At 66.6% G+C, this 18,554-nt stretch carries 14 protein-coding genes; 4 read left to right on the top strand and 10 right to left on the bottom strand.

What is annotated here, in order from left to right; all coding sequences use genetic code 11:
- Positions 1-64: 64 nt before the first annotated feature.
- The 4 genes from trmD (at position 65) to SH602x_RS09540 (ending at position 3,277) form a co-directional block, all read left to right on the top strand.
- On the top strand, positions 65-814 hold the full coding sequence (trmD, locus tag SH602x_RS09555; protein WP_479476570.1) for a tRNA (guanosine(37)-N1)-methyltransferase TrmD: 750 nt from the start codon (positions 65-67) through the stop codon (positions 812-814).
- 37 nt (positions 815-851) lie between these two features.
- Positions 852-1,205: a 50S ribosomal protein L19 gene (gene rplS, locus SH602x_RS09550; protein WP_479468686.1), complete on the top strand. Its 354-nt coding sequence runs from the start codon at positions 852-854 to the stop codon at positions 1,203-1,205.
- A gap of 188 nt (positions 1,206-1,393) precedes the next feature.
- Positions 1,394-1,879, top strand: coding sequence for a YraN family protein (locus SH602x_RS09545; RefSeq protein ID WP_479476569.1), 486 nt, complete (start codon positions 1,394-1,396; stop codon positions 1,877-1,879).
- A gap of 150 nt (positions 1,880-2,029) precedes the next feature.
- Positions 2,030-3,277, top strand: a complete 1,248-nt coding sequence (locus SH602x_RS09540; RefSeq protein ID WP_479476568.1) for a HEAT repeat domain-containing protein — start codon at positions 2,030-2,032, stop codon at positions 3,275-3,277.
- A gap of 165 nt (positions 3,278-3,442) precedes the next feature.
- Here the strand turns inward: SH602x_RS09540 and SH602x_RS09535 are convergent, their stop codons facing one another.
- The 10 genes from SH602x_RS09535 to SH602x_RS09490 form a co-directional block, all read right to left on the bottom strand.
- Entirely contained in the window at positions 3,443-4,126 is a 684-nt protein-coding gene (locus SH602x_RS09535) for a hypothetical protein (RefSeq protein ID WP_479476567.1), read from the bottom strand.
- A 61-nt stretch (positions 4,127-4,187) separates the two neighbouring features.
- The gene (locus SH602x_RS09530) at positions 4,188-5,390 is read right to left on the bottom strand and encodes an iron-containing alcohol dehydrogenase (protein ID WP_479476566.1); all 1,203 of its coding nucleotides are present in this window, start codon (positions 5,388-5,390) and stop codon (positions 4,188-4,190) included.
- Positions 5,391-5,424: 34 nt separating this feature from the next.
- Positions 5,425-5,688, bottom strand: coding sequence for a hypothetical protein (locus SH602x_RS09525; protein WP_479468681.1), 264 nt, complete (start codon positions 5,686-5,688; stop codon positions 5,425-5,427).
- 232 nt (positions 5,689-5,920) lie between these two features.
- Entirely contained in the window at positions 5,921-6,265 is a 345-nt protein-coding gene (locus SH602x_RS09520; RefSeq protein WP_479476565.1) for a hypothetical protein, read from the bottom strand.
- Positions 6,266-6,268: 3 nt separating this feature from the next.
- On the bottom strand, positions 6,269-7,087 hold the full coding sequence (locus tag SH602x_RS09515) for an SDR family NAD(P)-dependent oxidoreductase (RefSeq protein WP_479476564.1): 819 nt from the start codon (positions 7,085-7,087) through the stop codon (positions 6,269-6,271).
- A 131-nt stretch (positions 7,088-7,218) separates the two neighbouring features.
- Positions 7,219-9,246: an NAD-binding protein gene (locus tag SH602x_RS09510; RefSeq protein WP_479476563.1), complete on the bottom strand. Its 2,028-nt coding sequence runs from the start codon at positions 9,244-9,246 to the stop codon at positions 7,219-7,221.
- Positions 9,247-9,587: 341 nt separating this feature from the next.
- Positions 9,588-9,857 (bottom strand): hypothetical protein, encoded by a 270-nt coding sequence (locus SH602x_RS09505; RefSeq protein WP_479476562.1) that lies wholly within the window; start codon positions 9,855-9,857, stop codon positions 9,588-9,590.
- 168 nt (positions 9,858-10,025) lie between these two features.
- Complete coding sequence (locus tag SH602x_RS09500; RefSeq protein ID WP_479476561.1) at positions 10,026-13,508, bottom strand: cytochrome c biogenesis protein; 3,483 nt, start codon at positions 13,506-13,508, stop codon at positions 10,026-10,028.
- Positions 13,509-13,796: 288 nt separating this feature from the next.
- Positions 13,797-17,135 carry an NHL repeat-containing protein gene (locus tag SH602x_RS09495; RefSeq protein WP_479476560.1) on the bottom strand — a complete coding sequence of 1,113 codons (3,339 nt, stop codon included), beginning with the start codon at positions 17,133-17,135 and terminating at the stop codon, positions 13,797-13,799.
- A 210-nt stretch (positions 17,136-17,345) separates the two neighbouring features.
- Entirely contained in the window at positions 17,346-18,539 is a 1,194-nt protein-coding gene (locus SH602x_RS09490; RefSeq protein WP_479476559.1) for a hypothetical protein, read from the bottom strand.
- Positions 18,540-18,554 lie beyond the last annotated feature (15 nt).

The raw sequence follows: 18,554 nt of genomic DNA, 5'->3' as shown, positions 1-18,554 counted from the left end.
CGAGCACAGGTTCCTGATCGCGTAAGGGAGCGAGCGACTCGGCTTTCCCGGATCGGCTTCCTCGATGCGATTCGACGTACTGACGCTCTTTCCGCGGATCTTCGACGGTTTTCTGTCGGAGAGCCTGCTGGAGAAGGCGATCGAAAAGAAGCTGGCGGAGGTCGTCCTGCACGACTTTCGCGAATGGACGACCGATAAGCACCGGAACGTGGACGACCGCCCCTTCGGCGGCGGGCCCGGAATGGTGCTGAGGGTCGACCCGGTGGTGGAGTGCGTCGAAGACGTGCTTCCCATGCACCCCGATCCGGCGACGATTCTCCTGCTCAGTCCGCAGGGGCAGCGACTGGACCAGGGAATGGTGGAACGCCTCGCGAAGTTGCCGCGGATCGTGATGATCTGCGGACGCTACGAGGGATTCGACCGGCGAACGATCGACCTGCTCGACCCGATCGAGTTGTCGATCGGCGACTACGTCCTGAATGGGGGCGAGGTCGCCGCGATGGTGGTGATCGAGGCCGTGATGCGTCTTCTGGAAGGCGCGCTCGGCGACGACGAGAGCGCCCGGCAGGACTCCTTCACCGGAGAAGAAGCCCTGCTGGAATATCCGCAGTACACGCGGCCGCGAGAGTACCGGGGGCTGTCCGTTCCCGAGATTCTCCTGTCCGGAGACCACGAGAAGATCGCCGCCTGGCGTCGCGAGCAGAGTCTCGCGATCACGCGCCTGCGGCGACCCGATCTGATTGAAAGATTGCCGCAGACGAAGTCGCCGAAGGCGAAAAAGTCCGCGAGAACGAACGACTCACCTGAAGCATGACGCGTCCCGGTGCGGACGCCCTGACGGGGACGATGCAATGAGCCAGCAGATTCTGAATCTGGTCGAAAAGAAGTCGATGAAGGAGACCGTCCCTCACTTCGAGGTCGGGGACACTGTCGACGTTCACACCCGGATTCTGGAAGGTACCAAGGAACGGACCCAGATCTTCAACGGCGTCGTGATCGCGAAGAGCGGCACCGGCACCCGCGAGATGTTCGTCGTCCGCCGCATCGTCGCCGGCGGCGAGGGCGTGGAGCGCAAGTTCCCCGTCCACTCGCCGAAAATTTCCGCGATCGAAGTCAAGCGTTCCGGCGTCGTCCGCCGGGCGAAGCTCTACTTCCTTCGCGATCGCATCGGCAAGTCGGTCAAGCTCAAGGAACGCCGCCGGTAAGCCGGCGCTTCAGCGGTAAGACGCTGAGCGTTTATTAACATTCCCCGGCGGACGCCTGACGCCGCCGCGGGTGGGCATCCCGGCCGCTGCCGGATAGGATGCAAGGGCGACGACTCGCGTTCCACGGCTGGCTTGTCCAGTCGTGCCGAACCGGTCGCTATCGTCGCCATTCCGGTTCGTCCGGTCGCATGGACCTTCGCTGCAAGCACGGCTGGGCAAGCCAGCCGTGGCACGCGGGCTCCCTTGCGTGGACGAGCCCCACGGGCTTCATGATGCTGCTGAACGACTGGCTCTGCTGGATTCCCTGGCGCAGGTCGAAGTACGATCTGGGCGGTCGGGGCGAAGATCTGGCGGCGAAGCATCTTCAGAAGCTCGGCTGCCGGATTCTGGAGCGCCAGTATCGCGACCCGCCGGGCGAGATCGACCTGATCGTGCGGGAAGGCGACACGATCGTCTTCGTCGAGGTCCGCTCCCGCAGCGACGCGAGCGCCGGGGCTCCTGAGGAGACGATCGACCCCGCCAAGGAACGGACGCTGATCCGGACGGCGGAGAAGTATCTGCATCGTCGCAAGCTGGACGACGCGCCCGCCCGGTTCGACGTCGTTTCGATCGTCTGGGGCGACGGAGCTCCCCGGCTGGAACATTTTCGCGACGCGATCCGCCCGACGGGGTGAGCGGAAGCGCCTCACCCGACCGACGTTTGCCGGTCGTGCCGGATTTGCCCGGCGAAGCGGTTCTTCGTCGGGAGGGAATCGTCGCTTCCGCCGACCGCGAAGCGTACGATAGAAGGATCCAGGGTCCGCATCTCTCCGGACGAATCCGGCATGTCGCATCGAATTCTCTACGCGTTCTGCACCTCGGCAGTCGCCGTCCTGACCGTCGGCTCGGCGACGTCGCCTGCCGCGGCTGCCGATTCCGGTCCGACGACCACGGTCGTGCTGGAGTCGGGCGGCAAACTCCGGGCGGAGGTTCATCCCGCCACGTCGAAGGAGGGGGAGACGGTCATCCTGGAGGCGCCCGGGCTGCTGATCGAGCTTCCCAAGAACTCCGTGGACGAGGCCGTAGCGCCCGACCCGATCCTGGTGGAGTACGCCTCGCGTGCGGCGGCGACTCCGGACGCCGCGCCCGAACACTACGCGCTGTCGGAGTGGTGCCACGCGAACAAGCTCGACCCCGAGCGGAAGTACCACCTGCAACGGACGATCGCCTTCGATCCCGAGCATGATGCCGCGCGCAAGGAACTAGGGTTCACCAGGATCGAAGGCAGGTGGATTCACCCGGAGCAGTCGTTCCTCGACATGGGGTACGTCAAGCATCAGGGGAAGTGGTATTCGCAGCGCGAACTCGATCGCAAGCTGGCTGACGAGGAGCTCGAAGCGAAGCGGCGGGGCTACCTCCGCGATATGCGGAACTGGCGCCGGCAGGTCGACGGACGTCCCGCCCAGGCGACGGAAGCGATCCTGAACTTCCAGCGGGTGCAGGATCCGCTCGCGATCTTCGCCCTGACCGAAATGCTGAAGGATGAAAAGACCGAAACGATGCGGCGAGAGTACGTCAACTCGCTCGGACGCATTCCGGGAGGCGAAGCGAGCGCGACGCTCGCCGCGGTGGCGGTGAACGATCCGTTCCCCACCGTTCGCGAAACGGCGGTCCAGCGACTGATCGAGCGCCGGGCGAACTACGTCGTGCCGTCGCTGATCCCGTACCTGCAGGGCGAACACATCGGGACCATCAACACCGCCGCCGTCGTCGCGGGACGCCTCCAGGATTTCCGCGCGGTGCCCGCGCTGATCGACGCGCTAGTGACCGAACAGAAGCGCACGGTCTCGGTCGGCGGGGCGAACAGCGTCGGCGCCGGCTTCGGCAGCAACACCGCAGGCGGCGGCGGAGGCGGGCTTTCCGCGGGCAGTTCCAGCCGCGTCGAGAAGTTCCAGGTTCCGAACCAGGAGGTTCTCGCCGCGCTGCAATCGATCACGGGGCAGAACTTTCAGTACGACAAGGCCTCGTGGAAGCGGTGGTACTCCGAGACGCGGAACGTGAAGAACGTCGACCTCCGCGGTCTGCCGAGATAGGGCGGCGCGGCGTCGTGAGGGCTGGGAGCGCTTCCTCTTCGTAGGGTGGGTCAACGACCCACCATGGCCGGCGGACGAGAAGTCGAACGGCCTGTTCGCCTCGAAGTTCAGGGACGCATTCGGTGGATCAATGACCCACCCTACTGAAGCGCGGCCGAACGCAACCTAAGGCTGGCTCGAGCCGCGGGGCGTCTTGGGGTCGAACAGCTTGCGCAGTTCGAACTTGCCTGCGGCGACGGCGTCGTCGTCGCTCTTCGTGCGATACGCGCCCCGGATCCAGTCGTCGCCGGACGCGACGCCCCGCCCGCCGATCTCCGCGCTCCCGGGCTCGCTCGCGAACGCGACCCCCTGATCGTCGACCACGAACCGGAGTCGCGTTTGATCCCCGCGCCGGGCGAGGAACCCGTTCGCCTGCGTCTCCACGGTCATGACGATCTCCCGCGAGCCCCCCGCGTCCGCGTTCAGGCGGAGGACGTAGACCCCGTCGCGGACCTTCGCCTCGCCGACCGGCGCGAAGGGGAGCTTCGTCCGCTCGTCGACCGGCGTTTCGCTCGACAGCGCCGGCAGTTCGTCGATCGTCGGCAGCGTCTCGGGAAGTTCGACCACCGGCGGCGGCGATTCGCTGGCCGGCGCTTGGGGCGCGGCGTCATCCAGGCCCGCTTCGTCAGGGTCGAGGGCTTCCGCGGGCGGATCGGTTTCGGGCTCGACCGGCGCTTCTTCGTCGAGAGGCTGCCGGGGCGCCTCGATCGTGGGAGCTTCCGCGACGGGGGGCTCCGCCGGCTGACAGCCCAGCGAAGCGGCGAGCCCCGCGGAGAGACCCGTCGCGACCAGACGATGCGTGAACTTCATGATTGCGTTCCTCCGCGAGCGGCGCAGGGCTCGCGAAACGTGTCGCTGACGAAATCGGGCGTCACCAGGCGGACCGGAGCATGGCCGTCAGCGTGTCGACGTCGGTCGGGCCGGGGGCCAGTTCGCACAGGCGTTCGATGGCGGACGCCTTTCGAGCGTACTCCGGCAGATCCTCTTCCCGGGCGCCGATCTCGCGAAGTTTCGTCGGAATGCCGACCTTCCGCTGCAAGTCGAACAGCGCCTCCACGAACAGGGCGCTCGCTTCGTCCGCCGGCGTCTTCGTTTCCGCGACGCCGATCAGGCGAGCGAGCTGCGCCAGTTCGGCCTCTCGATAGGGCGCCAGCGCCGCGACGACGTACGGCAGAAGCATCCCGTTGCCGAGACCGTGCGAACAGAGCCCCGCCCCGCCGAGCGGGTACTCGAGCGCGTGAACGAGGCTGACTCCTGCGTTCGAGAAGGCCATGCCCGCCAGCGTCGAGGCGAGCGCCATTTCCCGCCTCGCCGCGTCGTCGCGACCGTTCGCGACGGCGACAGGCAGCGTGCGGAAGATCCGCTCGATCGCCTCCTTCGCCAGGGCATCGGTCAGCGGCGCCTTGCCTTGGTAGGCCCGCGACGATTCGCGGGCACCGTCGAGTTCGTCATAGGGTCGCACAAGGAACGCTTCGACCGCGTGCGTGAGCGCGTCGAGGCCCGTCTCCGCGGTCAGCCGGGGGGGACAGGTCCGCGTCATCTGCGGATCGACGACGGCGTATCGGGGACGAAGCCAGGGCGAGAGCGTGCTGACCTTCATCGCGCCGGCGTCGTCGGTCAGCACGGCCGAGTGGGAGACTTCGCTGCCCGTGCCTGCGGTCGTCGGCACGGCGATGACGGGCAGCGTCGGCCCGGGAACCTTGCCGAAGCCGAACCAGTCCCGCGGCTCGCCGCCGTGCGAGAGGAGCAGGGCGACGATCTTGGCGAGGTCGATCGCGCTCCCCCCGCCGACGCCGATGATCGCGTCGGGAGCCAAGGGCTTCAGCATCGCCGCCGCTTCGACCGCGACGGCGACAGGAGGCTCGGCCTGATCGAAGAGATGCGTCGCGCAGAAACCGTCAGGCAACTGCTGCGCGACCCGATCGACGAGCCCCGCCGCTTGCAGCGTCCGATCGGAGATCAGCGCCGTCTTGCGATAGCCTTCCGCCGCGACGATTTCGGAGACCTGCTCCACGGCGCCCTCGCCGAAGCGGAGCGTTCCGGCGGTTGCGAAGGACCAGATCGAACGGGGCATGCGAAAGGCTTGGCTGGGGCAGCGACCGAACGGATCAGGTGACCTTGGCCAGCAACTTCGGCAGCATGGTCGCGACCGCGGCGGGATCGTCGTCGGCGATGAGCTTCGCGATCATGGGGGGCTTCACGCCGAGCTTTTCCAGGTGGCCCTTGAGCAGGTTCCACTGCCGCTCGCGCTTTTTTCCTTCGCTCAGGTAGAGTTCGGTGATGATCTCCTGCACGCGCTGCAGCGCGATGCCTTCGCGATTGTCGTAGTAGTTGCGGATGATCTTTTCTTGATGCCGCGTGTGATTCGTCATCTTGGATTCTCGAAAGGAAAGATCTCGGTCCGATCGTGCCCCGATCGGCGCGACCTGTCACGCGCCCCTCAGTAGCGCATCTTGGCAGACTCTTCGCGACCGGTAAAGTCGCACGGCGTATGCCGGAACCTAACGACGCCTGCGCGGAAACGAGGCGTCGCCCGGACGGAATTAGCTTCGGCTCGTTTCGCTAGGGCGGTTGAGACACCTGCAAGGAAAACGAAGACGCGCTTTACAGTGACTTTCGCTGACGCGTCGCGGCTAACACATCACGAGGTGTATCGAGTCGCTCAGGCAGGAACGAATGAATCGTTCCATCTGGCCCGTAGATCAGGAGGCGACCGCAATGCGGACACTGCCAGGCCTGTCGAAAGTGTGCAATCGACGCATCAATTACCCACCAAGACATTCGCTCCGGTTCGCCTGTATGCTCTCGAATTGCATTCTCGACGGCTTCGGACAACGCGTCCGCATGCTGCTCAGGAAGGAAATTCGCGAGAAACGGTACGTTGTCCTCGACGTTGCTGAGACGGATACCGCACGGACAATTAACGCTGATCCCCATCTTGCCGGTCACCCTTTAGCTCGATGGACGGAACCCGCCGTTGACGGCGATCTCCTGCGCGTTGAGAAAGCCGGCTTCGGAGGAGCAGAGGAACCGGACCGTCTTCGCTACGTCCTCCGGCTTGCCCCATCGCTCCAGCAGGCATTCTCGCTTCGCTCGATCGTGCCAGTAGTCGCTGGCATTTTCTTGTCCCCAGCGGGTCTGGATCCACCCCGGCGCGACGAGATGAACGCGAACCTGCGGAGCGAGCGAGAGGGCCAGCGACCGCGTGAATCCGGCGACGGCGCCCTTGATCGCGCCGAACATCTGGCCCGAGTCGCCGGCCATCCCGTGCGCGACCTGGTCCCAGCCGATGTTGATCACGACGCGCTGCCCCGGGACGCCGCCCGCCTGCTGCATGGCCTGGCCGACGGTTCGCGAAAGTTCGATCGTCCCTTCGACGTCGACCCGCCAGAGTCGTTCCAGCTTCAGTTCGAACGACTCCTTCCCTGCTTCGCCGGTCAGAACGTCGGCGCCGGCGGCGTTGATCCAGAAGTCAGGCGGGCCCTCCGCGAGCGCTTCGCGCGCGAGCCCTTGGCGACCTTCCGCCCGGCTCAGATCGGCCTGAAGTTCCCGGCAGGCGACTCCCAGCGCTCTCACATGCTTCGCCGTGTCCGCGAGCCCTGCCAGGTTCTGGTTGCCGTGGACATCGACCGCGGCGCCCGCGCGGGCGAGTTCGATCGCGATCGCCGCTCCGATCCCGCTCGACGATCCCGTCACCGCCGCACGGCGGCCCGCGAGCGAGGCGAAGCTTGCGTCAGGACCTGTGATCGACGTGGGCGAGGATTCGGACACAGGCGAAGTCGAAGAAGGAATCGCGATCGAGCGCCGACCGGAAACCGACGCGTCCGCGCGACGGTCGCACGGCGCCTTCGATTGTAATGATGCCGCGCGGAGCAGGGCTGACCGTCTCGGCGGATCGCCGTTCAGGCGCCGTGCGCGTCGCTCGATACGCTCGCCGGGCTCAAGGGAGGCGCGGTCGTCGAGACTGGCATCTCCGCGGCGGCGACGGCAGGCTTGCCGGGAGGAGCGACCGGAACCAGACGCTCGTCGCCGGTCGCGAAGGCGGCGAAGAGCGCGTCGATCTGCGCGCGGTCCTTTTCTCGTTCGCTCTCGGGCAGGTCGGCCCAGGCGACAAGCTGCGGACGCTCCAGCAGGTCGTCGCACCGCACCGGCCCGTAGCGCCAGCCTTCCAGAAGACGCTCCGCCATCCAGCGGTTGTGCTCCATCATCGCCAGCGTTTCGCGCATCGCGGGATCAGGCTTCGTGACCGCGCGGTCGCCTGCCTCCGCCGCCGGCGCCGTACGCAGGCCAGCGATCTGAAGCTTCACCTGCGCATGCCGGGCCGCGTCGAGGTTCGCCCGGCGGAACGTCGGCTCGAGATCCTGCCAGGGACGCGCGCTGCCCCCCTTCGGTCCGCCCGAGGCTTCCACGTAATGCGAATGCAGGACCTGAGCGAGGCGCTCGGCCTGCGCGTCTGCGAGACATTCGGGAGAGATCGCATGCCGGCAGTCGCCGAACGGGACGATCGCGGGCAGACCCTTCGGGGCATCCTCCTTACGCTGGAGGTAGGCGACGAATCCCGCCTGGCCCGGAAGCCAGACGTAGATCGTGACGCTCCGTCCGATCGAGCTGCCCAGCCGCCGCGACAGCCGCATCGCCAGATCGAAGCCGGCGCGCCCGTTCTCCAGGCAGATGACGATCGCGGGGACGACCGCGGGGTCCTGGCAGAGTCGCCGGAGCATGGCGAGGAACTCGTACTCGCCGTAATGGGGAGGCGCTTCGACGAACGCCGCCGTCGCTGCGTAGCGTACGCCGCGTTCATCGTTCGAGCCCGAGTCGCGTTCGTCGTCCGAAGGATCGCGAGACGCCTTCCAGGCCCAGTCGCAGCGCTCCGCCTTCGGGCCGACGACGTCTTCCAGCGACAGCTCGCTCCGCTCGCGAACGATCCGGGCCGAGAAGGCGCCGAATTCCGCGAGAAAACGATCCGCCGCCTTCGGGGCGTCGTTCGCGGCGATCACGAAGGCCGGGCGACGGTCGTTTTCAAAGTGGGCGAGCTGCGCGATCTCGATGGCGGCCGCCTGCCCCAGCGGGCCGAAGCCGAGCAGGACGTAGAGCGCGTCGGTGCGTCCTTCCGCGACCTTCGGGCGGCGCAGCACGAGGTCGGACACGACCAGTTCGCCCGCACATTGCCGCGCGACGCTGAAGACGCGGAGGTCGATGTTCCGCCGGTGCGCAGCGTCGACGATCACGTCGCTGAAGACGCCGGCCGAGCCGGGGCGTTCGGCGTGGACGAAGCACTTGAGCGGCGCGTCCCGGCGGACGCCCTCCATCGCCTCGATCAGGTCGAACACGACCTGCACGTTCGCTTCGTCGCTGCCCGTCGCGACGAAGATCTGCGACGCCTGGCGGACGCGGGCCCGGAGCAGCGTGACGTCGTCCGTGGCGTCGCCGAGCAGCACGATCCCGCCCCGCGATCGAACCGTGCGGATGGCCAGGTTCTCCGCATTCGATTCGACGGCGACGACCGAGGGCTTCAGTTGCAGCAGTCGCCAACGCCAGCCCCACCGTTCGAGGTTGGCGTCCTGAATCTCTCGGGCGAGCGCGGAGCCTGCGGCGCCGAGCCCGCAAACGATGTCATGTCCGCGGGAGAAGAACCGGAGCTGCACTCCGGCCCAGGACTCGGCGAAGATCTCGCGAATCGCCGCGTAGGCGAGCCAGATGAAGAGGAGCGCCGCGACGTCGCGGGCGATGACCAGGAAGACGTTGTCTCCGTCGTTCCCGGAGTTCAGGACGAAGAGCTGGACCGTGCGGTAGAAGACCTCGTCGCCCGACTCGAAATCATTTCTCCGCCACTCGAAGAAGAAGCCGAGCAGACCGAACGCGACGACGGCCAGGCCCATCGCCAGCTTGACGTACAGGCCCAGGTACTCGTGACGAGGCGACGATCGCATGGTTCGACCCGAGAGAAGCGTCGGACGAACGGGCCGCCCGGGGCCGGCGAAAGACGAGGCCGGTGCGCGCCCGCGACAGGCCCCCCCGACCGACCCGTCAGCGGGGGCGGAACGGCGGAAATCGCGTGCGGTCGAATTATGTCCTACCAGAGGAGGGGAGTCGATCGTTTAGCGATCGATTCGTGAACGCGGAGCGACCGGAGCGTTCTCGGTATCCGGAGGCGCGAAGCGATCGGGCGCAGTAGCGAATACGAAAAAAGACGCGCCATCCCCGGAGGGAAGACGCGTCTCAGGCGGCGTCGCTCGTCGCACAAACGCGACGAACCGTCGTTGATTCGAGACTACGGATTGACGATCACGGCGTCCGCATCGCCAGCGTCTTCGATCGCGTCGGCCCGTGCTTCGCCCGCTTCGCGGACTGCGGCGGCTTCGGCGTCTGCGGCGTTTTCGACGTTTTCGGCGTGCGCGTCCGCGCCTTCTTCGATCATGTCCGCGCGGTTTTCAGCAGCGTCTTCGACCATGTCGGCACGCTGTTCGGCGGGGCTTTCCTCGCAACCGACCAGAGCGAAGGGGGCCAGAGCGAACATTCCCAGGAGAGCGAGCTTCTTCATTGCGGTACGCCTCAGATTCGTGATGACGGCCCCGCGTGTCATTCGGACGCGGAGCGAACGGATTACGCCGCGACGCCGCCTGATGTGAGGCGTCGCAGCTCGACCGGACGCACCGGTCGTCACGGAGGACCATCTAAAGCAACCGCCGTGCCGAAACCGCGCCGAGATTCATTGCTGCGGCGGTTTCCGATTCGAAGCGGTCGCGATCCAGTAGCGAACGCCCGCGACCCCGAGGAAGACCCAGTTGAGCAGCACGAAGGTGATGACCCATCCCAGGCCGCCTGAGCCTTCGCCGTAGGAGTGCAGGCCGACGCTTCCGCCGGCGATCTGGGGCAGGGCGAAGTTCACGCCGTACCACGACATGGCGATCATCGTCGCCCCGATGATCGTGCCGAACACCAAGCCGAAGCTGTTGAAGTATCCGGCGAACCGACCGTGCAGGATCGCGATGTAGACCAGGAAGGAAATCAGGGCCCAGACTTCCTTCGGATCCCAGCCCCAGAAGCGTCCCCACGAGACGTCGGCCCAGAGCCCTCCCAGAATCGTGCCGGCAGCCAGCAGGACGCAGGCGATCTGGATCGCGCGGTAGCAGTACGTCGCCAGCGTGCGGCAGGTCTCCGGCGCGCGAACGTGGACGAAGCCCTCCTGCAGGTCGGCCTCGCTCAGGGCCGCAGCGGACGCGGCGGACGATGCTCCTCCGGGAGCGAGAGTCGTTCGGGCGAGCGGTCCGCCCGGCAGGTCGCCCAGCCGTTGCAGGTCGGGGCCTGGTTCGATGGTTTTGACCCCGCCGACCCGTTCGTACCTGCCGAAGGTGTAGTACCCCAGCGCGATCAGACCGAGCGCCCAGGCGAGCATGCCGGCGCCGTAGCTCGCCACGATCGTCAGCACGTGGATCGTGAGCCAGTAATTGGACCTCAGCACGGGCTGCAACGGCGAGAAGTTCTCGTCGATGTCTCCCCAGTACCGCGCGACGCTGAAGAAGAGCGTGCAGGCTCCCGCCGCGCCGAGCGCGAAGGGATAGCGGCTCATCGTCTCCCGCAGGCGTCGCCCGAACTGATTCCGCTCGACGTACAGGTCGTACGGCACGAGCACGAGCGAAAACAGCCCGGTCAGCAGCACCCGCGGCACGAACCAGACGGCGGTCGCCAGGCAGACGATGCCGAGGATATAGACGAACCAGTCGTTGAGGTTGCTCGCCCAGCGGACGGTCGCCGCGCCGCTCTCGCCGACGATCCCTTCCTGCACCGTGGGAAGCAGGGAGATGATCGGTCGACCGCCGTCGCTGTAGGCGGCGAACGCGAGGATGTACAGCACGAGGCCCATGAGCGCGACCCGCGGGATCGCGAACAGCCAGGTCGCTGCCTTCCAGACGCCGGGCGAGATGCGACCCTGCTGCTCGGGCGACAGGGTCGATTCCTCCCACGTCAGGGGGAGCGCCGTGATCCGCCAGGCGTCCCGGAAGCCAGGACCCGTGATCGGCAGCGCCAGGAACCAGAGCCCCAGCATGCAGACCACCCAGGGGACGAACACGATCGTCTCGTACATGTTCGTGACGGGCGCCCAGCCGGTGATCGACACCCGGAGGTAGAACCCGTACGCCGTCCAGGCCGCCAACAACACCAGCAGCCCAACGCCGGTCCAGAAGAGGGGCGCCCTGAGCTTGCCGAACGCCAGCGCGAACGCGGCCAGCGAGAAGAGCGCGATCACGAACGACCAGCCGAAGGGACGCAGTTCGTTGTAGTGAACTTCCAGATCGAGGGTCTCCGTGTTCTGCGGATACCGGGTGTACTCGATCAGCGATTCGTCGACGCTGTCCGCGGAGAGCGTCGTGGCGACCAGATCCCGGCGGCGGGATTCGACCCCGCGCCCCAGCGCGGAGAGGCGTTCGCGGAACTCCGTGACCCCCTTCGCGAAACGCTCCGCACGCTGCGGATCGGTCCGGTCGCGGTAGACGTCGGCCAGGTTCCGCCAGTCGCTGCGTGCGCCGGCTAGCGCGGCGTCGGGGAAGTCCTTGAGCAGCCCGTCGCCGTGCAGCAGGGCCTGCAGGCTGAGCCACGGCACGTTCCGAACGTTGACGTCGCGATCCTTCGCCAGGGCGTAAGGATCGAGGTCGGGAATCACCCGCACCGCCTGCGTCTGTTCGTAGAGGGACTTCTCCAGTTCGCGACCGAGCCGCTTCAGGTCCGACGACTTGGCGGCCAGTTCGCGAAAGATCGGTTTGACCTGCGACGCCGTCTCCGACTGGTAGACCTCGTTCTTCTGCCTCGTCAGAAACGCGGACAGGCGATCGGTGGCGTCGCGGAAGGCGATCGTCGCCGCTTCGGCCTCGGCCATCGGGACGGCGTATTCTTCCAGCGCCTCCTGCGGCGGCACGCCCTGCATGACGACGGCGTCCGACTGCGCACGGAGACGATCATGAATCTCCAGTACGTCGGCGAAGGGCTGCGAAAAGCTGTCGACCTCTTCGGCGAACGGTCCGTCAGGCGCGATGCGACGCAGCTCGGCCAGCGAGTTCAGCATCGTCCCGCGGCGAGCGTTCTCCTTCTGCATCAGCTCGACGGCTTCATTCAGCGTGGCGACGAACTTGCCCCGGTTGCCTGGCATCGCGATCGGTCCGTGCTGCAACGGCAGCGTCGGGTCGAGCGAGATTTCGCGGAACGCGGCGTAGACGCCGAGCAGCGCGACGATCCGCTCGTCCTCGTCGGTCTCTTCGAAGTTCATCCGCTCCTGCTGCATCCGTTCGCGGCGTTCGGCGAAGTACCGCACCAAGCCTTCCGACGTCGCGACGTCCAGCGGCGAGACGAACTTCTGGTTCACGTTCCGGTCGTTCTTCTCCGGCACGCCCAGCCGCTGACGAAGCGAGTAGTGCGTCGCGGGCAGGAACGGCACGACCTCCCAGCGCTCCGGTTCGACCAGCCAGGAGAGGACGATCTCTTCCGGCGTCAGCTTCACGTTCTCGTCGGTCGGAAAGATCTCGAACGCGGCGGCCCAGGCATCCCGATGCTTCGCGGCGTCGACCGCCCAGCGGCGGAAGGTCGCGCGGCGCTCGAACAGCGTCCTGACGTCGGAGTCGATGCCCTCGGCGGCGGGGCCTTCCTTCTGAAGCTTCGCGAACGCGGCCTTCAGTTCGGGGGACGCCTTGGCTTCCAGCGCGGCGGGGGAGACGTACGGGTCGGAGTCTCCGCCGAGTTGCGTCAGCAGCTCCCCTTCGGGCACGTGGATGACCGGCACGTCCTGCCAGGCGTCGCTTTCCAGGATCCAGCTCTTGACCAGCTCGCCCGGGGTGAAGGTGCGGCTCTCGCCTGCGATCTCGAACGTCTCGCGCCCGCCCGCGACGAACTCCTGCGCCTTGAGATCCAGCCGATCGGCGAGGCCCAGTTCGATCTTCGTCTTGTCGGTTCCGACGATCCGTTCGATCGTCTGGTTGGCGTAGCTGTCGAGCGGCTTGATGCGACCCGCATCGAAGACGGGCAGGCCCGTCCACGCCTCGAGCGGAACGGGGACGTACTCGACGGCCCGGTCCTCGCGCGACGATTCCTGCGCGACGGCGACCGTCAGACCGACGGTCGACGCGCAGCAGGCCGCGACGCCGAGCGAAGCGATACGAGCGAAGAGCGAAGCGAGACGGACGAAAGAAAGAGAGCGTGTCATGGCAGGCGCCTTACGCGATTTATTCTCATGCGGGCTGCTGCGAAGAGGAGCCCGTGTGCCACGGCTGGCTTAACCAGCCGCGCCGTGAGTTCTTGTAGTACAGCGACTCGCCTCAACGTACGGCTCGCCGAAGGGATTCGGGTGCCACTGGCTCCGCCAGTGCCGAAGGTTGAATGGTCGTCCAACACGAGCGATCCGGCCTCCGGAAAAGCACTGGCAGAGCCAGTGGCACCCGGAGGAGAAGCTGACATTCAGCGATCGCTGCTCCTAAGAAGCCCGCATTCCGTCTTACGCCCCCACCGGTTCGCGAGCTTTTCGAGGGTCGGTTCCGCTCGCTTTGCCCGTCGCGGCAGCCCGATCGGCGGTCCCGCTCTTCGGCTTCGGTTTGAAGAAGTAGGCCCGCATGTAGAACATCACCACGATGCCCAGCACGACCAGCAGACAGCCGAGGTTGCGGATGCCGCGACCCGGGTCGTGATTGACAGTCAGCGTCGAGCTGTACAGGTCGGTCGGGGATTCATCGTTCGCGACGCGTCGCTCGTATTCCGGCTCGCCCGGGACGAACGGTCCGAAGAACGATTCCTGGAAGACGCGGAAGGAGCGCCCATGGACGGGGTCGACCATCTCGACCGGGGCGTTCATCGTGATCCAGACGTCCTGCCGGGAGGAGGGTCGCTGGATCCAGCCGATCTCGCTGGCCGAAGCCGCGATCTGTCCCGGCAGGTCGACGTTCTTATCCGCAAGGGTCTGGGCCTCCCCTGACAGATCGTCGAGCGGCAGCGAGCGGATCGACGAGACGAGGGGCTCCCACTTCCGGCTGTCGGCTTCGACCAGCACGCGGGGCGAGCGATCTTCCTCCGTCCAGACGAGCCGCCCGTTCGCGGCATCGACGGCCAGTCCGACCGGATGGCGATGGGGCGCCGCTTCGTAGACGACCGTCGAATCCCTGGCGTCCAGCGCCTGCCGCAGGATGGTCCCGTCGGCCCCTTCGATCCAGTAGAGCTCGCCCGCTTCGGCGTCTACCGCGAGGTCGATCGGGTTCTCCAGCGGGAAGTTCCAGACCGGGTCGCTGGTCGAACCGTCGAGCTTGGCCTTGCCGATGGCGTTGGCGTTCGGCGCCTGGCTAATGAAGTAAACGTCTTCGCCCTGAACGACCACGTCGCCGATCCCGGCGAGCTGTTCGTAGATCCGCTTCGGCGCTAGGGCCGTCCGGCCCGACGCCGCTTCGAGCAGTTCCTCGACCGTCGCGACCTGAATCGACGAGCGGACTCCGTTCGACGTCGCGACGTTCTCGACCCACACGACGCGGGAACCGTCCTCGGCGAGCGCGAGGTAGGCAGGTCGTCGGGCGCCGTCGCGCAGCAGCAGCGTCACGTCGCCGGACTTCGCCTCGACCTTGCCGATGCGCCCGGTCTTCTCTTCGGACCAGAAGAGACTGCCGTCGGAGGCGAATTCGACGTCGGAGATCGCCTCCGCATCGGGCAGGCGGCGGAACGTAGGCACGCCCCCCTTCGTCGGCAGCGTATAGAGGCCCCGTTCGACGTCGCGATCCATGAAGGTCACGGCGCTCGAATAGTGCGAAGGCTGGCTCGTGCCCGGGTCGAGGCGGCGTTCGAAGTCCTGCAGATGGACGCGAAAGCCGATGTCGAACATGTCGATCGGCATCTTCAGCGAGACCAGACGCTCGTCGCCCGCCATGAAGCGGACCTGGCTCTCCAGCGGCGGCTCTTCGTCCGGCGCGCCGAGGTGCGACTGGATCCAGAACTCCTCCGACTCGCCGTCGACGGTCAGGCGGACCTTCGCCGCCGGGAAATGGACCCGCGTGATTTCGCGCTCGAAGGGTAGGCCGACCATCGTCGTCTCCGCGACGTCGGCGCCCTCGTACGAATCGACGTACATCTTCAGCGTCGCGATCGGCATCACGAACGCGTCGACCGCGGTCTCCGCCGAGCCTTCCAGCGGCAACGGTCCCGACGCGACGAGCTTCGACCCGTTCCAGTAGCGATAGAAGAGCTCGAACGGTTCGGTCTCGCTCTCGCGATGCCCTTGCAGGAACTCGATCCGGGCGACGCCGAGCTGCTGGCGCTCCTCCGACGAGAGCGACGACTGATCGAACCAGTAGGCGCCGTAAACCTGCTCGTCATGCGCCTGCAGGTTGGCGTTCGACGTGACGGCGAACAGCGTCAGCTTGGCCGTCGGTTCTTCCGCCTCGGAACCCTTGAAGAGTTCGACTTCGACCGCGGGCAGGAAGGGCTGCGTAAGCTCCGCATTCGGTTGAGCGGCCATGGGTTCGCCCCGCCGCATCGCGGCAAGCTCCGTCGGCTGCGCGGTCGGATAGTAATTCGCGACGCGGGCCTGCCAGCCCTCCGCCAGATCGAACTTTTCGCCGTCCGCATGCTCGCTGACGAGGAAGCGGTGCGTCTGGCCGCCGACGCTGAGCGCGACCTGTCCCTGATCGCCCAGGGGACCGTTCGGCTTGTTGGCGAGGAACGCCTGCTCTTCCGCTTCGTTCGCGGCCAGCCCGAACACGAACACGCCGCCGCCGACCTGCTCCCGCCGGGGCAGACCGACCGGGAACTGTTCCACGTTGGGCGACACTTCGGGCGACAGGCCGTCGATCGGCGTCCAAGTTGGTTCTGCCTCGACCGAACGCCCTTGTTCGTCGACCTTCTTCGCCGCCGGCGCCGACAGTCGCAGGTTCAACCGCGGCAGGACGGCCTCTTCGGCATCGGCGAGGTAGTCGAGCACCTCCAGCTTGATGCCGTCGCGGTTGTAGAGCGTCTGTCCCGCGCGATCCCGCAGCGAGACCCAGAACGCCGGCGCGTAGGTCAGGTGCTTCGCCGTGGCCTTGCCCGAGAAGGGGGAGAACTGATCGAGATCCTGCCAGCTCATCGGGCCGGGCGAGAACTTCACCCGTTCGATCCGCGTGCCGGGCGACTGGGCGATCGGCAGTTCCTGCCGGGCATACGCGTAGTGCATCGCGACCCAGACGCCCATCGCCAGCAGCGTCAGCCCCGACAGGCCCAAACTGCCGAACAGATAACGATAGTCCTTCCGCCGCGAGGCGTAGTTCGCCGCCGCCGCGACGCAGCCGACGATGAGCAGCAGCGTCACCGCGCAGGCCAGGATGCCGACCCAGTTCATGCCGAAGAACCGCAGGGAGTTCGGCGTCTGCGACCCGGTCACGCCCGATTCTTCGCGAATGGCGATCTCGAACAGGAAGTCGTCGTTCTGGGCCCAGTGGGACGATTCGCCTTCGAAGACGGGCATCTGCGCGTCGATGCCGTACAGCCGGCTGATCAGCGCCGAAAAGATCAGCGTCAGCAGGCCGATATGCGTGATCACGAAGCCCGTCTGATGGCGCTTCCACGGAAAGCGAATGGCCGCCGCGCAGAAGATGTTGACCGCGAGCATCGCGATCAGCAGGTTGAACCACCACGCGCGGTAGACGAAGAACTGCGACGCGGGCGTGCCGAACGCCGCCTCGACGAAGGTCCCGAGCGCGAGCGTCCCGGCGAGGACGAAGATCAACGTCACCGCCAGCCCGAGCGACGCCAGGAACTGGTACGGAGCCAGGTACAGCCGCTTCCAGAACGGCGTATTCCGATCGATCAGTCGATGAGCCATCAGCGGTCCGACGCGATACCGTCGGGTCAGTCGGCGAACGAGCAGTCAGGCGGGGATTCGTCCGGCGCCGAAGAGCGTGCAGGGCGAGAGCCGGCGAACGGGGCAGGGGCGGGCGTCCGCTTATTATAGCGCGGCGGGAGCGACGTCGTATAGGAAGAGCGCCTAAGTCTTTCGGGGGCAGCGATTTACTACCGACTGCCACTTGGTGGACTACGCCGGCGCCGATTCGCTGGCGAGACCGTCGGCGGAGGGGTCCTCGCGAAACGGCGGTTGGGTCGAGGCGACCTGCTCCAGCAGCCAGTCCTCCAGGATCACGTGCCGAATCAACGGCGCGCGGAGCAGCATGGCCTTCGCGGGCAGGATGCTCTTCAGCCAGGGTCGCGTGATCACGCTATGGACCGTGCGCAGGCCCAGGCTCCGCTTCAACTGCTGCTCGACGTTGTCGCACAGCCGGCGAAAGGTCGCCGGGATCAGGTTCGGCTCCGGGCCGAGATGCAGAATCACGTCGACATGGTCCTGCAGGATCTTCTCGATTCCGCTCCACAGACGCTGCGGACGATCGACCCATGTGCGCAGAATCTCCCGAGCATTTCCGTCGCGATAGCTGTAGTCCCCTGTCGCCAGCGACAGCACGCGGGGCGTCGGCGAGAACCGAAAGTCCAGCTTCCGCATCATCAGCGACGCCCGGTCGGGGATGTGCTTCGACCAGGTGACGGGCGTATGCAGGGGCGGGAACTCCGACTGCATGATCTTCAACACGAAGTCGGCGCCCTGCTCGCGAAGCAGCGCCTCGACCCGCGCGAGCGTCGGCTTCTGTCCCATCAGCAACGCCGAGTTGGGACTGAGAAACGTCGAGACGCCGACCAGTCCGTCGCCGCCGAGCATCGTCTCCCGGCAGGCAGCCTCGACCCGCTCGAAATCGATCGGACGCTTCCGCGAGAACAGCACGCCGATCTCCATCCCCTCGCAGAGCGAGGCACAGTCGTCGGCCAGCGCGACGGGCACCTGCATCGCCTCTTCCAGCGTCAGGGAGCCGGCAGCCTGATGCGCGGCGATCTCCCCCAGGCTGTACCCGAACAGGGTGCGGCAACCGCGAACGTCGAAGCCGAACTCCTCGCGAAGCAGATCGACATGCGCCGCCTCGACCGCCAAGACCAGCGCGACCGCGTCGCCGTAGGTCGCGAGCGTCGTTTCTTCCTGACGCTTTACCCGATCGAGCAGATCGATCTTGCGCGACAGCAGATCCGACGCGGCCCGGCTCGCCTCGACCAGCCGGCGCTCGATGGTCGGCGCGTATCGCGGAACGTCGAGCAGTTCCGCCGTCCGCCCCAGATTCGTGACGTTGTAGCCGCGAAAGGCGCAGGCTGTCGTCGCAGGCGAGGCAGGAGCGATGCGTTCGTTCATGAGCACGTCAATCGC

The organism is Lignipirellula cremea, from assembly GCF_056501455.1.
The sequence above is the reverse complement of the archived record's forward strand: the minus strand, read 5'-3'. Positions and strand labels throughout refer to the sequence as shown.

Coding starts and splice junctions, on each gene's coding strand:
- trmD (WP_479476570.1), top strand. CDS start 65: ATGCGATTCGACGTACTGACGCTCTTTCCGCGGATCTTCGACGGTTTT.
- rplS (WP_479468686.1), top strand. CDS start 852: ATGAGCCAGCAGATTCTGAATCTGGTCGAAAAGAAGTCGATGAAGGAG.
- SH602x_RS09545 (WP_479476569.1), top strand. CDS start 1,394: ATGGACCTTCGCTGCAAGCACGGCTGGGCAAGCCAGCCGTGGCACGCG.
- SH602x_RS09540 (WP_479476568.1), top strand. CDS start 2,030: ATGTCGCATCGAATTCTCTACGCGTTCTGCACCTCGGCAGTCGCCGTC.
- SH602x_RS09535 (WP_479476567.1), bottom strand. CDS start 4,126: ATGAAGTTCACGCATCGTCTGGTCGCGACGGGTCTCTCCGCGGGGCTC.
- SH602x_RS09530 (WP_479476566.1), bottom strand. CDS start 5,390: ATGCCCCGTTCGATCTGGTCCTTCGCAACCGCCGGAACGCTCCGCTTC.
- SH602x_RS09525 (WP_479468681.1), bottom strand. CDS start 5,688: ATGACGAATCACACGCGGCATCAAGAAAAGATCATCCGCAACTACTAC.
- SH602x_RS09510 (WP_479476563.1), bottom strand. CDS start 9,246: ATGCGATCGTCGCCTCGTCACGAGTACCTGGGCCTGTACGTCAAGCTG.
- SH602x_RS09505 (WP_479476562.1), bottom strand. CDS start 9,857: ATGAAGAAGCTCGCTCTCCTGGGAATGTTCGCTCTGGCCCCCTTCGCT.
- SH602x_RS09500 (WP_479476561.1), bottom strand. CDS start 13,508: ATGACACGCTCTCTTTCTTTCGTCCGTCTCGCTTCGCTCTTCGCTCGT.
- SH602x_RS09495 (WP_479476560.1), bottom strand. CDS start 17,135: ATGGCTCATCGACTGATCGATCGGAATACGCCGTTCTGGAAGCGGCTG.
- SH602x_RS09490 (WP_479476559.1), bottom strand. CDS start 18,539: ATGAACGAACGCATCGCTCCTGCCTCGCCTGCGACGACAGCCTGCGCC.